Genomic DNA, 15,298 nt, shown 5'->3' on the forward strand with positions numbered 1-15,298 from the left:
GTGCACGGTGGCACCGGGGCGGGCGGCGGCGTACGGGTCGGGGCGCCCGGTGCCGAGCACGTCCGCCGCGCCCAGCGGGACCACTCGTGGTGTGGGCCAGGCAGGGCCGGCGGTTGAGTCGGCGGCTGGTCCAGGGCCGGCGGCTCCACCGGCGGTGGCTACCGCGGGGCGGTCGCGCACCCGCTCGTGGCGGGCCGTGAGTTCCCGTTGCAGCCACCGGCGGGCCGTCTCCAGGGGCGCACGGCCCGGCTCCGGCTCCGGTGCCGGGCTGACGGCACCCGTGGCGTCCCCGTCACCGGCCACACCCCTGCCAGGACGGCGGCCCGCCGGCTGAGGGGTCGTCATGCGCGGTCGCTCCAGCGGAAGGTCTTCAACGCGATGGCGCCGAACACCACGGTGAAGCCGAGGATGCCGCCGCAGGCGACGAGGACGTCCGTGGAGCTGCCCTCTCCGGTGATGGCGGTGGAGATGCCCTCGTTGACGTAGCGCAGCGGCAGCACCCAGGAGATGCTCTGCATCCAGGACGGCATCGCGTCGAGCGGGAAGAAGGAACCGGACAGGAACGCCATCGGGATCATCAGGCAGTTGGCGACGGCCGCGACGGCCTCCGGGGTCCTCGCGTACGAGCCGACGATGACGCCCAGGGCGAGGAAGGCCGTGATGCCCAGCACCAGCACCGGGAGCGCCGCGGGCCAACTGCCGGAGAGGCTCAGTCCGAAGACGGGCAGCACGGCGACCGCGACGAACAGCACGCTCTGCACCACCCCGATGGCCAGCGCCAGCACGTAGCGGGAGGCCAGGATGGCGGACACCGGGGTCGGGGTCATGCGGATCAGCCGCAGCAGGTCGTCGCGTCGCCACTGCATGAGCACGAAGCCGACGCCGAACACCGCGGCGTTGGCGACGCCCCAGGAGAGGACGCCGGGGGCGATGTAGTTGATGTAGGGCTGCCCGCTCTGCTCCACGTCCTTGCCGCTGAAGATCAGCCCGAAGACGACGAGGAACAGCATCGGGAAGGCAAAGGTGAAGAAGAGGGTGGTCTTGTCCCGGACGTACGCCCGGTAGCCGGCCTCGCTCAGTGCGGCGAATGCGCTCATGGGATTGCTCCGTGTGGGGTGGTGCGGTCAGCTCTGTGACGTGCCGGTGAGTTCGAGGTAGACGTCCTCCAGGCTCGCCGTGCGGGTCTGGACGCCCTGCAGGCCGGCGAGTTTCTCCACCGCGGCCAGCACCGGACCGGCGTCCAGCGTCTCCAGCACGACCACGTCGTCCTCGGTGGTGGCGTTCTGCACGCCGTCGATGGCCCGCGCGTCCTCGAGGGACAGGCGTGCTGCCGGTACGACCAGCCGCGTGACCGTGCTCCCCGCCGCGATCAGTTGGTTGGGAGTGTCCAGCGCGGTGATCCGGCCGTGCACCATGATCGCCACCCGGTCGCAGAGCGCCTCCGCCTCGTCCAGGTGGTGGGTGGTGTAGACGATGGTGCGGCCGGCGCTCTTCAGACCGCGGAGCACGTCCCACAGGGCACGGCGGGCCTGCGGGTCGAGTGCGGCGGTGGGCTCGTCCAGGAAGATCAGTTCCGGGTCGTGCACCAGCGCGGCGGCGATGGCGAGCCGTTGCCGCTGGCCACCGGAGAGGTCGTCGACCCGCACCTCGGCGTGCTCGGTCAGGCCGACGCTGGAGAGCGTACGTTCCACGGCCGCCGGGTCCGCCGCGTACAGGGCGGCGACGGTACGCAGATGCTCGCGTGCCGTGAGGCGTACGAAGAACGGCGAAGCCTGGGTCTGGACGCCCAGGCGCGGCAGGAGTTCCACATCGCGGGGCCAGGGGCGGTGGCCGAGGACGGAGATGGCGCCGGAGTCCGCTTCGCGCAGCCCCTCCATCATCTCCACCAGGGTGGTCTTTCCCGCGCCGTTGGGGCCGAGCAGGCCGAAGAACTCGCCGCGCGCGACGGTCAGCGAGACGTCGTCGACGGCGTGGGTGTCGCCGTACCGCTTCCGCACGCCGTCGAGTTCGACGGCTGGCGTGTCCGGGGCGCGGGAGGTGGGGGTCACGGGGTGCTCCTTCACGAGAGGGTCAACAGATGGTGGACGAGAAGACCCACGGCTGCCAGTACCGCGCACAGCACGAGCAGCGCGCCCAGGCCGTAGGCGGCGTAGACCCGGCGCGTGCGGGCGGGGTAGTCGGCACGGGCGGGGTCGCGGCGCGCGGCCAATCGCAGGTACGCACGACTGGACGCGGCGAGGTCCGTGGCCCCGAGCAGCTGGCTGACGATCTTGTAGCCGTCCAGCGGGGGCAGCGGCACGAGCATCGCGAGGGCCTGCACGGAACCGAGGAACAACAGCCCGGCGAGGGCGTGTTCGGTGGCCCGGTCGACCGGAGCCAGCAGCCACACCGCCCAGAAGGGCAGCAGGAACAGCAGGTTCGTCGCGGCGCCGGCCAGCGCCGTGCTGACTTGGTGGCGGCGTCTTCGCAGGTAGAGGTAGTTCTCGACGGTGCAGTACATCAGCACCGAGGGCAGTCGCCAGCGCAGTCCGATGTCGGTGACCCGGCCCCCGTGGTGTCGTGCGACCACTCCGTGGGCCAGCTCGTGCAGTGCGGTGCTCGCCCACAGCGCGATGGCCGCGGCGGTCAGCGGCACCGGGTGCAGGAACAGCTCCCGGGTGCCCCGCAGTACGTCCGCCAGCCGAAGCAGCAGCGTGGCCTCCATCACTAGGGTCAACAACAGCAACGGCACCAGGACCAGAGGGGAGCGCAGGAACCGGGCCCGGCGGTGGAGCGTGCTGACGGTGGCCTCCGCGTCGGCGGTGAGGGAGAGACTGCCGCGCAGCAGGGTGTTGGCGGGGCGGTCGGGCGGCAAGCGAGGCGGTTCTCCAGCGGAGATCCCGGAGCCGGCGGGCACGGAGCCGGGGGGCACGGAGCCCGGAGAACCGCTGCCGGGAGAACCGGACGCACCCGCCGGTGCCCCGGACAACAGCCCCCGGGAGCCCAGCATGCCGAGCAACTGCTGCCAGTTGCCGTCTCCCAGCCGTCGACCGTACCGCTGTGCGTACGCCGCGCCGAGGTCCCGCAGGCTGTGCGTACCGTCCATCCGGGAGAGCAGGAAGTACTCCTTGGTGCCGACCTCGAACGACCGGCCGTCCTCGGTGTTCTTCACCAGGTGTACGTCCCGCGGACCGTGCAACAGAGCGCCGGTCATCACCACCCCCGGCTTGAGTGCGGGCCGGTAGTCGGCCAGGTGTGCCGTCATGGTCAAGCGCCCGCCTTCGGGAGCGGTTCGCGCAACGCCCGGCCGAGGATGTGGGCGAGGTACGCCTCGTCCCGAATCGTGACGTGCAGCCGGTTGTTGGTCATGTGCATGTACGGCGACAGGAGAAGCGGCAGGGCCACGGCGGGGTCGGTGACCTGTTCGTCCCGGGTGCCGTCCCAGGAGCGGAACACCAGGTCGCCGCGCTCCGCCAGCTCCCCGGCGCGGTCCCGCAGCTCCAGGCAGTGCTCGGCCCAGCCGCGTAGGAAGCCGGGCAGCCGCTCGGTCGCGCCGGTAGCCACCGCGGCCCGGATGGAGGCGAAGCGGCGTGCCAGGTCCGGGGCCATCCGGGCGTAGTTGGTGTCGTACTCGTCGCTGCCGATGAAGCCCGTGCCGGGGAACGCCTCGTGCCAGAAGTCGTAGTAGCGCTTCAGGTAGTCGGTCAGCTCCTCGTCGCCGGGGAGGAAGCAGCCGGACATCACCATCATCAGCTGCGCGGAGGTGCCGAGCAGTACGGTGCGCAGGTGCAGGTTCTTGGTGCCGAACGCCTCGATGACCAGGTCGCTGGAGTGGCGGAAGTGCCACTCCGCCAGCTCGATCCCGGCCGGGCCGCCGTACTTGCCGTACTCCGGGTGGTACGGCTCGGGGCTGTGCGAGTTGTTGGGCCGCAGGTTCATGCGTCCCTCGCTGTCCATGAACTCACCGCGCTCCGAGGTGGGGAACTCGATCTCGAACAGCGAGTTGTAGAACTCGTTGAGGAAGCCGGTGTCGACCTCGTAGAGCGCGGGCCGCTCCCGCAGGAAGCTGTCGAGCGCGGCGTCGGTGCGCCTGCGCACCTCCTCCTCGGCCCCGGGCGTGGCCGGCCTCATCCGCAGTCGGACGTGCGGGCCCTCCAGCCAGTAGTTGATGAAGAAGTAGCTCTCCAGCAGACCCTCCGCCTGGAGTTCGTCCACCAGGGGGCGTACGCAACGCAGCAGGAGCGGCCGGGGGTTGGCGGCGTAGAAGACGTGGGTGGCCTGCCAGGCGCCCGGGACGGCGCCGCTCTCGGTCGGGCTCATGCTTCCTCCGCTCCTCGGGTGGCGACCCTGGTCTCCACGGCCAGTTCCGCGACGTGACGGCCTTGTTCGGACACGACGTGCAGGCTGTCCTCGTCCGGCAGCATCTCCCGGAACACCACCCGCGCCTCGGCGCTGCGCAGCAGGGCCTCGAAGGCCGTCAGGGAGAGGTAACTGTCCAGGTCGACGTACTGCGGCTTGGCTCCGGTGGCGCCGCGGGCGGCGCTGTCGGTGACGTTCGCGAAGACCCGCGCGGGCAGTCCGTGCGTACGTCGCCAGCGCTGCCAGCCCAGGAACCAGCTCTCGTCGGTGTCCCGCGCGGCACGCAGCGGGAGCACGGACGCGGGGGCGCTCCAGCTGCGCCGGCTGAGCACCACGCTGCCGTGGCGCAGCCGGGGCCGGCTGGTCACCCCGTCGATCGGTTCGCCGGCAGGCACGCCGTCCCAGAGGCTCAGCGGCGCCATCGAGGTCGGGGAGAGCATCAGCAGGGTACGCGGCACCTCGGGCAGCGCGAGGGGCACAAGATAGCCCAGATAGACCGGGATCACCTCGCGGTCCAGTCGGATGGACCGCAGCACCAGCCGATCCGCGACGGAGTCGTGCTCCAGGTAGAGATCCTCCAGGGCGAGTTGGCGGTCCGGTGGCAGGCTGCCGCGCTCGCCCGGGCACACGATCTCGTAGTCGGTGAGTCGGTCGTGCAGGTTGAGGTTGCTGGTCACCGGCCCGCCGGTGACCTCGGCGAGAACCGCGCCCGGGGGCTGGACGCATCGGCTGTCCGCGCGCAGTTCCTCGGCCATGCCCGGGAAGCAGTGGGTGAAGCGGCTGAACGGGAATGCGAGACCGCCGTACGACCGGTTGAGCACCACCAGCGGGTCGTCGGGGCGCTCGGCCAGCTGGACGTGGTGGCTCTGTGGCGCGAACCGGGGCGTGACGCTGGCGAGTTCCTCGGCGACCTGGTCGAGCAGTCGTTCGTCCAGGCGCAGTTCGGCCGCGTCCGGCGGGGTGTCGGCCCAACGGCGCCGCAGCCCCTCGGTGAAGGTCTGCCGGGCGGTGTCCAGGGCCTTCAGCTGCGGGAGGCCGAGCCAGTTCTCCTCCGGGGTGTAGCGGCCCTCGGCGTCGTAGGGGACGCGGCGGGCGGAGAAGGTCAGATACTGGTCGAAGAAGTCCTCGTGGAAGTCGTGCACCAGCTTCAGCAGGTCCGCGCAGCGGTTTCCCTGGCCGTAGCGAGCGAGGAAGAAGCCCTTGAGGGTGATCCGTTGCGGGAGCGTCAGGTCGAAGGCCGGCAGGACGCGCTCCACGCCGCGCAGCGGCTCGGCGACCAGTTCCGCCCAGGAGTCCGCGTCACACCGGGTGTCCGTGCCGGCGGTGGCGTCCTCGTAGAGCAGCGTGCGCGGCACCCGCGGCTCCGCCACGCCCAACTGTCGCTGAATCACGTGCAGTTCGTCACGTAGTTCGGCGAGAAGCCGGCGGCGCTCGGTGACGTCGGCGGTGGCGTACCGGTCCACCCGGGAGATCGGCCCGTCCAGCGTCGCCGCCAGTTCGTCCGCCCAGGCCCGGTCCAGTACGCGCAGCGCGCTCTGGAAGGCGCGCAGCGGATCGGTGTCGTGCACCTGGGTGCCCAACACCGGGACCTGAAGCATGCCCAGGTCGAGCAGGGCCTCCAGATAGCGTGCGCAGTCGGCCTCGGAGGCGTCCTGTTCGGCGGCCAGCCAACGCGTCAGTTCGCCGTAGCGCAGCGTCGGCCGTCCCTCGAAGAGGACGAGCATGCGTTCCAGGGTGCCGCTGCGGCGCAGGAAGAAGAGCCGGTCCTTGACCGCGTCGAAGGTGACCGCCGTGTCGTCGTCGCCCGCGGTGACCCAGCGGCGTACGTACCGCACCCGGTCGTGGTCCCGTCCCCAGCCGGAGGCGAGGGAGACCGGCAGGTCAGCGCGGCGTGCCGGGTCCGCGACGACTGCCTCGGTGAGCCGGCCGAGCGCGACGACGTTCAGCCGCGGGTGACTGGACCACCGCGCGGCGAACCGCAGCGTACGGCCCGCCGCCAAGTCCTCACCGCCGCCCGCCGCGCCGTCACGGGCGGCGGTGAGAGTGCCCGTCGCGACCCCTGTGAAGGTGCTGAACGGGCTGGTCTTGCAGGCGGTTCGGTAGAGGTACGACAGCAGCGAGCGCTCCACCTTCCGCATCCGTTTGTCGGGCGCCCGGTGCGGTTCCGCGGCGCCCTTGCGGACGAACACGTCCAGCTGGTCACCCAGGGTGGGGGACGCCAACAGCAGCCCCGCGCGCAGCCGCTCGTCTTCGACGATCCCGCGCAGTTCCGCGCGCGTACCCGCCAGTTCGGCGGCCAACACGTCGGCACCGCGCCGCTCGCGGTCCGTCAGCCGACGGCGGTCGGCGAGCCAGGCGGTGAGCCGCTGGCCGGTGTCCGGGCGCAACCCGGTGACGAGTTCCGCGACGGCCTCCGGGTCCCGCGGGAGCCGGTTGTTGAACACCTCGCGGCGGCAGGCCAGCAGCGCACGCCGGGTGGTGTCGTCCTGGCAGCCGCCGACCAGCTCGTACAGCAGGTCGCCGATCCGCTCCCCCTCGGCGCGCAGGCGCTCGGCGTGCTCCAGCACCTCCTCCGCCCACCGCCGGCTCTCCGGGCAGCGCAGGCGGTCCACGGTCTCGATCGGCAGTCCCGCGACGCGCAGCAGGAAGCGGGGGCCGAAGCCCCAGCCGGCCGATGCCTCGGCGCTGGCCGGTCGCTCGGGGAGCGCGGTCTGGTCGTACGGTGCCACGGCGGCACTCCTTCCGGTACTCATCCGCTCAGACGATCTCGAACCGGAAGTCGGCGGGCCGCGGACGCTCGTTGCCGATCATCATGATCAACAGCGGCGCCTCCTCGGTGCCCCGCAGACCGAGTTCCTCGACGTAGGAGACGTTGTCGAAGCCCAATGCCACTCCGCAGCCCAGGTCCAGGGCGGCGGAGGCGGTGTACACGGCCTGGGCGATGGCGCCGACCACGGCGTTGACCAGCCGGTAGCCGCGCTCGCCGACGGCGCCAAGCACGGCGGTCGTACGGACGGTGGGCACCAGGACGACGCCGGCCTGTTCCAGGTTGTAGTTCGCGAGAAAGTAGTTCCGCTGGAGGAACTCCCCCGGGGAGCCGGGGGTGACCTGACGCAGCGCGGGACCGTCCGGTTGGTGCGGGTCGTACTCGTAGCTGCCGGGCGGCACGTCGGCGACGTGGTTGACGAAGGCGTACAGCTTCGCGAGCTGGACCGGCCCGTCCGGTGTGGCGGTGCCGGCCGGATGTGGCAGGTGCGGCGGGTGCCCGGTGCCGCTGTCACCGCCGAGCAGCGCGCCCGCGTCGGCGGCGGCGAGGCAGGCCGCCAACTGCTCGGCGGTCACCGGGGAACCGGCCGCGAACCTGCCGAAGCTGCTTCGCCGTCGGCGCAGAGCGGAGCGTACGTCCAGGTCCATGGGACGTGCGGCGGGCAACGGCCGTACGAGCCGCCCCTGGTCGGGCGGAAGCGCGGCGGCCGGCCGCAGGGCGCCGGCGGCCGGACGGGCCCGAGCGTGACCCAGGGTGGCGGTCTGCATGGCGCGCAGGGCCTCGAAGCTCAGCACCCGCCGGGAGCGTTCGCTGTCCCGGGGACGTACCCGGACGGGGGTGGGGGTCGGGGCGGCCGGTGCGGCAGGGCTCGTCGAGGTCCCCGACCCGGCTGGGCCACCCTGGTCGGCCCAGCGCAGCGGCACCACAGCGAACACGCCCTCCTCCTGGCTGTCCACCCCCAGCAGCCGGGCCAGCCGCTCCTCGTCGAACCACAACAGCGGCTCGACGGCCAGGCCACGGGCTCCCGCCCACATCCGCCAGGTCTGGAGGCAGGCACCGACGTCCATGCTCACGGCGTGGAAGGAGAAACTGTTGTACTTGAAGGCGTTCTGCCAGTACTTGACCCCCAGCACGAAGTACTGGTCGGTGTCCGCGCCGGGAGCGGCAGGCCCCAACGCGTCTCGTACCAGACCGGTCACGTCACCGGTCAGCAGCCGCTCCAGCGCGTGGTGCCGTGCCGAGTAGTGGTGCACGCCGGGGGTCAGCGGCCCGCTCGCGCCCGAGATCCAGTAGAGCGTGACCGGGTACAGCCCGCCGCCCGAGGCGGAGCCGCGCGACCAGTTGGCCAGCGGATAGTGCGGCAGCGCGCTCAGATCCGTGTTGGCCTGCACGCCCAGCCGGCGGCCGGTCAGTCCGTACGAGTCTCGCAGCATCCCGGCGAGCGCGGCGAGGTCGAACTGGCCATCGAACCCGCCCGTCGTGCGGTCCCCGGCGGCGCGGTCGTCAACGGGGCGGTCGCCTGCCGGGCGGAGACCGTCGTCCAGGCTGGCCGCCGCCGGATAGTCGCCGTCCGGCAGGGGGACGCGCTCCACCCCAGGATAGAACTTGCCCTTGCGCGGCCCGTCGGCCCAGTCCGGCACGAAGTCCGTGGGCTCCATCGGAATCCGGCCGCGATGCATGATCGCGGTGGCGTATTCGTGGGCGTAACCCATGGTGTGCTCCTTCGCGCTGCGTCGCATGGGCGGTTACGGAAACGGGTGCGGCGCGGGGTTGAGGTCCGCACTGGTCAGGTCGTGGGTGCGCAGGCCGGCCTGCCGTGGGGCGGTGCGCAGTCGGGGCATCCGCAGCGCGCGCTGCCGGCTCCATCCGAAGTCGATGGGCAACAGTCCCGGCACCAGCACGCTGACCGTGGTCAGCCCCAACTCCCGCTGTTCCGGCATGGTCTGGTCCACCACGACCACGTCGAAGCCCGCCGCGGAGACCGTGTTCACGCAGTTGCCCAGGTCCTCCCGGAGGTCCTGGGAGGGCAACGGTCGGCTGCCCAGCGGACCGCTCGGTCGGTCCTCCGAGACGTAGAGCCGCTCCATCGAGTGGCGGGCGCGCGGCTCGCCCGGCGCGCCCAGCAGGAAGGCGGCGTTGTCCCCCATCTCCGGGATGCCGTACGCCAACGGATGGTCGTGCAGCGCCGCCACCTTGTCGTAGTCACGGGACATGGCCCGCAACCGTTGCTCGTCGCGCAGCGTGCGGCCCTGGAGGTTGACCGCGTCGGTGGCGATCTCGCACAGCGCCGCGGCCACCGCCGCGTCCGGGTCCAGGCTCGCCCCGGCGCCGAAGCACATCCGGCCCAGGCCGCCGTCGTGCCGTACGGCGACTCCGGTGACGACCGGGATGGGGAAGGTGATCCGGGTGTCGAAGAACCGGGCTTCGTAGCCGTACATCGCGAGCCGGTCCACGGCGTGCCGGCTGCGACCGGTGAGACTGCCCGGGTCGATCTCCGGCAGCGCCAGCCTGCCGTACCAGGCCAGCAGGAACGCGTCCCGTTCGACCACCTCCATCAGCCCGAAGTACGCCGCCTCCTCCAGTGAGCCGCCGGAGGCGCAGCCGTTGGAGCTCTCCTGCACGAAGCGGTGCTCCAGGCCGGGGGTGTGGTAGTACGTCAGCACCTCGGGCACCAGCAGCGGACGCTCGTCCCGCAGCGAATAGCCCCACACCCAGGGGATCTCCCGGTCCGCCCGGAACGGGGTGACATGCGGGTTGGCCTCGTGGAAGGCGTCCGAGTACAGGCCGCACACCCGCGGGTCCACCAACGGTGTCCCCCGCGCGCGCAGCGAGTCCAGCGAGGCGTGGGCGCCGGCCGTCCTGGTCCGGGCGCGCATGCCCGCGTACCGCTCGAGCCCCTCCAGGACACCGATCCGCACGCTGTCCGCGAAGCTGTCGGCGTGGCCGCCCCAGAAGGTCTCCCGCAGGTAGTCGCCGGAGCGCATGGAGAAGCAGCCGATGGTCGCCGAGGTGGAGGTGGACGACACGTCGTGCACGACGGACGGTCCCAGCGAGCCACACACCGGGTTGGCGTACGGCTCCACCGGCAGTTCGTACGCGTCGAGCGCGCGCACCCGGAAGGAGCCGGGTCGGGAGACGGGCGCGGGGCGTAGCGTCAGGGTGGCCGCCCGCGGGGTGTCCCGCTCGACGTGCCCGCAACCGGGGCACTCCGGGTCGGGCACCAGGGGGTAGTGGCGCACCCGCAGGGACTCCAGATCCACCAGGTGCACCGCCGGGAAGGTGCCGGTTACCGGGCCGGCACCCGTGCTCCGGGCGGCGATCAGCTGCGCGAGCAGCGTCGCGGCGAACGGGGTGACGTACGGGGACGCGCCGGCAGCCACCGTGCCGCCGCCGGACGGGCCGCCGACCTCCAACGCCGTACGCAGCTCCACGGAGCGTACGGCCTGCCAACGGCGAGCCAGGCAGCGCCGGCAGGGCCGACACCCGGAGCCGCCCGGTCGGGGCGAGAAGAAGCCCGGCTCAGGCGGGAAGGGGCCGAGCACCGCGTACCGGCCGTACAGCCATACCGGTACCCCGTCCCGCGCGGTGTCCCGGCTCGGTGGCTCCGCCGCTTCCGGGGCGAAGGCGTCGGCGACGCCGAGCGGGCGCACGACCGGCGTCACCCGCTGGTCGTACGGGTCGAGTTCCCGGCGCAGCAGCAGCTCCAGCGCGGCGCAGGCGTGCTGTCCGGCCACCGGCTCCGGCACGGCGCGGACTCGACGCTCCGAGGTGGCCTCGGGGGCGACTGCCGTACGGGCGTGCTCAGTGGCCGTCATGGGCACCGCCGTCCGCCCTCGCGGTCAGCAGCACCCGGGCGGTGCTGAGGCCGCCGGCCCGCAGTCCGGGCGGAGTGGTGGGCAGTACGAGGACGTCCCGGTCAGCCGCGCGCAGCCGCTCGAGTATCCGGGGGAAGTCCGTGCGAGGCTCCGGTTCGGCGCCCTCCCCCGACTGGAAGTCCGCCGCCACGATCGTGGCGGGGTGCAGTTCCGGAAGCAGCGGGTCCCCGAGGTCCACGTCGGGGCGCTCCGCGGTCAGTTGGACCTGGCCGAGCAGGTCCCGTAGCGCGCCCGTGACGGCCTCCGTACGGGACAGCGCGGCGCCGGTGGCCCACCGTCCCGCGCCGGCCTCGGCGGTCTGGTCGGCTTCCCGGGCGAGCACCACGTGGGCACCGGAGTGCGCCGCCTCACCCAGGTCCAGCAGTTCGACCGGGACTCCGAGGTGGCGTGCCGACCGGGCCAGGAACACCAGCTCCGGGTCCACCGTCGCCTCCTCGCCCGCGGGGTCCGCCGGAGCCGCCGGCTCCTCCGCCGCGGCGTCCAGCGGCACCAGCGTGGCGACGCCGGCTCCTCGTACGGCACGCAGCAACGCCTCCTGGGACAGCGCGGCCAGCAGCGCCTCGCCGACCGCCTCCCGCACGTCCGTACCGGCACCCGAACCGCCCGTGCCGACCGCGCCGCCCACGCCGGTACCACCGCCCACGCCGGCCGAGCCGGCTGGAGGCTGCCGCTCGCGGTGGTACCGGCCGACCGGGCGGGCCACGGCGGCCTCGACGGTCAGCCGCTCCTTGGTCAGCAGCGAGGTCCCGACGACGGACGCCTCGGTCACCGGTCGGACGTGTTCCGCGTGCAGGACGGCCGCGGCGCGCAACGCCCGCATCCGGGCCCCCGCCAGGTGGTGCACGTCGAAGGCGCAGACCGTACGCCGCGCACCGGGCCCGAGCGGCAGCTCGACCCGGCTGATCTTCAGCGGGGTCTGGGTGAGGTCCTCGTCGTCGTAGCGGGTGAACTCCCCGGTGTGGGCGCGTACGAGGCGTCCGCTGAGCCCGTCCAGCAACTCCACGGTGTCCTCGGCCTCGCGCGCGGTGTCCACGCTCGGGGACACCGGCAGCGTGGGGCCGTCGGTCAACACCGGGTCGAGTTCCGCGGCGGCGTCCACCGGGGTGTTCCCGACGCAGAGCCGGCAGCGGGGATGCGGTCGCACCGGCTCGGCGAGCACGTCCAGCGACCGCAGGTCCTGCAGCAGGATGTGCTGGTCGGTCTCGGCCGGCAGCGCGCCGGTGGTGATCCGGAAGATCTCGTAGCCCAGCAGGTTGCCCGTCATCGCCGCGACAGGCCCGAAGAGCGGTCCGGAGGCGTCGCCGTGCGGCAGCGCCGCGCCGGCCACCGCGCTCCAGAGTTCGGCGGCGTGGCCCTCGTCGACGTTGTCGCCCAGACGGAGCAGAGCGCAGCCGAGGCAGCCGGCGCCGCCGGCGCGGTGCAGCGGCCCGGTCACCGCGCGCTGTCCGAAGGTCCAGGCGGGCAGCAGCGTACGTCCCTCCGGCACGCCCGCCGCCAGCAGTCGGTAGGTGTCCGCGGCGGCTTCCGCGCCGGTGACCACCACCACGTCGTACTCCGTCAACGCGGACCAGTCGGCGGTGGCGGGGAGCCGGTCCAACCGTACGGGACAGCCCTCCTCGGCGAGCTCCGCCGCCTCGGCGGTGACCTCGGCGCTGACCTCGGCGGCCTGGGGCAGACCGATCCGGCCGCAACCGTTGCGTACGAGGCTCAGCGCGCACCAGCGCGCCGTCTCGTCCGTGCCGAGGATCGCCACCCGGGTCTCGCGGAAGGCGCGAAAACGCGCCGGGGCGGCGTCGGTGTAGTGGTCGACGTAGCCGATCTGGGCGGCGAAGCGGCTGGCCACGGGGGCGTCCAGCAGCGTCTCCGGGGAGTCGTCGGCCTCCGGGATGTCGCGGGCGAACCCGCGCTCGTAGAGCGTCCTGACCAGTTCCGCGGCCATACGCTGCTGGGCGGGGCCGAAGCCCGCGCAGATCTCCGCGAGGCGGTGCTGTCCGGCCAGGTGGGGAACCATCAGCGAGGCGAAGCGATAGGCGGTGCGCCCGGTGAGGTGGAATCCGCCGTCGGCATTGTGGAAGAGCACGCCGCCGGGCGTCTCGGTGAAGAGCACGTCCCGTCGGATGCGTGGCCTGGTGTCGGCCAGGGACTCGTACACAGCAGCCACGAGTTACACCTCTTGTCTCGTACCGGTTCGGTCGGTGGCCCAGCGTGCGTAGCCGCGGAGCAGGTCGTGCATGCGGTAGGGGCCGGGTGAGCCCTCCTCCAACAGCCCGGCGTCGGCGAGCTGTTCGAGGACCCGCTCGTCGGCGTCGGTTCCGGTGCCGGTTCCGGTGCCGGTGTCGGCTGTCACCCCGGCTTCGGGGCGCCCCGGGCGCCGGCGTACGTCCGCGGCCAGGAAGCCGTTCGCCGGCAGACCCGCCAAGTGCGTGAACGCGCCGGCCAGTTCCGGCCCGATCCGGTCCAGCGCCCCCTCCAGGACATGCCGTACGGACATCCGCGGGTCGTCCGGGAGGGACAGCCGCGCGAACGGTTCCTCCGCGAGCCAACCCACCGCGTCCGCCAGGCCCAGGCCGGGCCGGGTGAGCAGCCGGGCGGTCAGGATGCGCAGGGCGAGCGGGTGTCGGCCGCAGTGGGCGGCCAGAGCGTGTGCCGCTTCGGGCTCGGCCACGACGCGCGCATCTCCCAGGGCCGCCCGCAGCAGCTCGTACGACTCCTGGTCGGTGAACGTGCCGATCCTCGACACCCAGCCGCCGTGCGTGGCGACGAGGCCGGAGAGGCTGCGGCGGCTGGTGACGAGCGCGGTCCCGTCGGAGACCGTCGCCAGCAGCGCGCGTGCCTGTTCGGCGTCCACGACGTCGTCCAACAGCAGGAGCGTACGGGCCGCGCTCGTCAGCGAGGTACGGGCCGCTCGCGCGTCGAGCACGGCCCGGACCTCCCTGACGAGCGCGGCCGGGTCGCGTGGCGTGCCGTCCGCCCGCACCATCCGCACCAGCAGCGTGCCGCCAGGGTGCCGCTCCCGCGCACGCTGCGCGACATGGCTGGCGAGCGCGGTCTTCCCCACCCCGGGGGCCCCGGTCAGCAGGGCGGGGCCGTCGCCCGCGCCCTCGGCCAGCCACGCCAGGAGCGCGGCGACCTGCTCCTGACGACCCGTGAACGCTGGAACCTCGGTCACCTCGGACACCGCGCCGTCCGCCGGATCCGGCTCGGTGTACCGGTCCCGTGGTGCCGGCTCCACGGCCCGCGGTGCCGGCTCGGTGCCGGGCGGGGCGAGGCGTACGAGCTGCGCGGAGCCGGCGTCACCGGTGCCCCCGAGGTCCTCGCCTCGGAGGATGGCCAGCTCCAGCTTCTGCAGGGAGGGCGACGGGTCCACCCCGAACTCCTCGAGGAGGTACGCCTTGACGCGCCGGTACTCGGCCAGCGCCTCCGACTGCCGGCCGGTGCGGTACAGCGCCTCGATCAGCTGCTCCCGGAACCGCTCGTGGCCGGGGAACATCCGGGTGACGCCCCACAGTTCCACCGGCACCTCGCCGCAGCGACCGAGACCCAACTGCAGGTCGGCCACCCGTTCGACGGTGCGCAGCCGCTCCTCCTGGAGCCAGGGCACCTCGTCCCGATGCAGCACCTCGGAGGGCACGTTCGCCAGCAGCGAGCCCTGCCAGAGGGCCAGGGCGGTCTTGAGGGCGTACAGCTCCGCCTCACCGTCGTCGACACCGGACAACTCCCGCGCGGCGCGCACACGTTCGCGGAAGCCGAGCAGGTCGAGGGTGTGCTCGTCGGCGGTGATGCGGTAGCCGCCGGGCACCGCCTCGATGGGGGTCTCGTACATGCCGTACTTGCCGAACAGCCGTCGCAGCCGCAGCACACAGGTCTGCAGAGCCGCCTTGGCGGTGTTGGGTTGCTGCTCACCCCAGATGGTCCGCTGCAGGTGGCCGACGGCCACCACGGAGTTGGCGTACAGCAGCACGGTCGCCAGCAGGATCGTGGGTTTGGACGGCTGGAGCATCACGGTCTCCCGGCCGTCGGTGATGCTCAGCGGCCCGAGCACGTGGAACCGCACGCGTTACCGCCGGGGGCCGGCTCGCAGGGCTCCGGCGGGAAGTGGCGCCTCCCCGGCGTACGGCGCGGTGGTTGCGGGCGCGGACCACGGTGCGTGGCCGCGCGTACGTCTCATCCCGTCACCGAGATGCCGGCGTACGTTCATGAGCTCCCCCTCGGACGCGCTGCGAGTGCTGCGGCCTGATCCTGGCAACGGCGCGGGGGCGGGAACAGGCCGGGGATTGACAGGATGTTGCAGGAGGGACCGCAGCATGCTGCAGACAGC

At 72.8% G+C, this 15,298-nt stretch carries 9 protein-coding genes and 1 pseudogene; all 10 read right to left on the reverse strand.

Annotation, left to right across the window (positions count from 1 at the left end; genetic code table 11):
* Positions 1-345: pseudogene (locus AN216_RS29605) on the reverse strand (hypothetical protein); the annotation flags it as partial.
* Positions 342-1,097: an ABC transporter permease gene (locus AN216_RS07575; RefSeq protein WP_070195831.1), complete on the reverse strand. Its 756-nt coding sequence runs from the start codon at positions 1,095-1,097 to the stop codon at positions 342-344. The gene AN216_RS07575 and the pseudogene AN216_RS29605, both read right to left, overlap by 4 nt.
* 27 nt (positions 1,098-1,124) lie before the next feature.
* A complete protein-coding gene (locus AN216_RS07580) occupies positions 1,125-2,048 on the reverse strand; it encodes an ABC transporter ATP-binding protein (RefSeq protein ID WP_070195832.1) in 924 nt (307 codons plus the stop codon).
* Positions 2,049-2,059: 11 nt separating this feature from the next.
* Positions 2,060-3,244 (reverse strand): metalloprotease, encoded by a 1,185-nt coding sequence (locus AN216_RS07585; protein ID WP_070195833.1) that lies wholly within the window; start codon positions 3,242-3,244, stop codon positions 2,060-2,062.
* A gap of 2 nt (positions 3,245-3,246) precedes the next feature.
* Positions 3,247-4,299 carry a lantibiotic dehydratase C-terminal domain-containing protein gene (locus AN216_RS07590; protein ID WP_070195834.1) on the reverse strand — a complete coding sequence of 351 codons (1,053 nt, stop codon included), beginning with the start codon at positions 4,297-4,299 and terminating at the stop codon, positions 3,247-3,249.
* Entirely contained in the window at positions 4,296-7,091 is a 2,796-nt protein-coding gene (locus AN216_RS07595) for a lantibiotic dehydratase (protein WP_079166370.1), read from the reverse strand. Before AN216_RS07595 ends, AN216_RS07590 begins: the two co-directional genes overlap by 4 nt.
* Positions 7,092-7,095: 4 nt before the next feature.
* Positions 7,096-8,817, reverse strand: a complete 1,722-nt coding sequence (locus AN216_RS07600; RefSeq protein ID WP_070195835.1) for a SagB family peptide dehydrogenase — start codon at positions 8,815-8,817, stop codon at positions 7,096-7,098.
* A gap of 33 nt (positions 8,818-8,850) precedes the next feature.
* Positions 8,851-10,920: a TOMM precursor leader peptide-binding protein gene (locus tag AN216_RS07605; protein ID WP_079166371.1), complete on the reverse strand. Its 2,070-nt coding sequence runs from the start codon at positions 10,918-10,920 to the stop codon at positions 8,851-8,853.
* Positions 10,907-13,141 (reverse strand): TOMM precursor leader peptide-binding protein, encoded by a 2,235-nt coding sequence (locus AN216_RS07610; RefSeq protein WP_070195836.1) that lies wholly within the window; start codon positions 13,139-13,141, stop codon positions 10,907-10,909. Before AN216_RS07610 ends, AN216_RS07605 begins: the two co-directional genes overlap by 14 nt.
* 3 nt (positions 13,142-13,144) lie before the next feature.
* Entirely contained in the window at positions 13,145-15,034 is a 1,890-nt protein-coding gene (locus AN216_RS07615; protein WP_070195837.1) for an AfsR/SARP family transcriptional regulator, read from the reverse strand.
* Positions 15,035-15,298 lie beyond the last annotated feature (264 nt).

Origin of the sequence: Streptomyces oceani (genome assembly GCF_001751245.1) — a bacterium.
In the GTDB taxonomy this organism is placed as follows: domain Bacteria; phylum Actinomycetota; class Actinomycetes; order Streptomycetales; family Streptomycetaceae; genus Streptomyces; species Streptomyces oceani.